Genomic DNA, 348 nt, shown 5'->3' with positions numbered 1-348 from the left:
TTTTGACGGGCGGTGGGATGTTTTTTGTAGGGCGGGGGAAGTGGCCTTCTGGGGCGTAAAAATGCCGGGACGGTGCAGGGTTTTGAGGCGTTGGTGTGGCGGGTAGCGCCTTCGCGAGCAAGCCCGCTCCCGCATTTGGATCTGTGTACATTCGTTGAATCAGTGTCTGCAGCAGAGAAGACCTTGGGACGCCAAGGTCTTTTTTTGCCTGCTGATCAGCTCAGCAGGTGCTTGGAAATGATCCGCGAGATTTCCACAATCGAAGTCTTCCCCGTGAATTCAAACTTCACTTTCCCCAGCGACGAAAAGTAAATCTCCAACTCCGAATCCAGGTCAAACGTGCCGGAG

The 348-nt window shown here is 54.0% G+C and carries 1 protein-coding gene; it reads right to left on the bottom strand.

Annotated elements, in window-relative coordinates:
- Nucleotides 1–215 precede the first annotated feature (215 nt).
- Nucleotides 216–348 (bottom strand): PH domain-containing protein (locus KZZ04_RS18625; RefSeq protein ID WP_219423728.1); only part of this gene is annotated, 133 nt, incomplete at its 5' end.

This window comes from Pseudoalteromonas sp. CR1 (assembly GCF_019392235.1).
GTDB lineage: Bacteria > Pseudomonadota > Gammaproteobacteria > Enterobacterales > Alteromonadaceae > Pseudoalteromonas.
The sequence above is the reverse complement of the archived record's forward strand: the minus strand, read 5'-3'. Positions and strand labels throughout refer to the sequence as shown.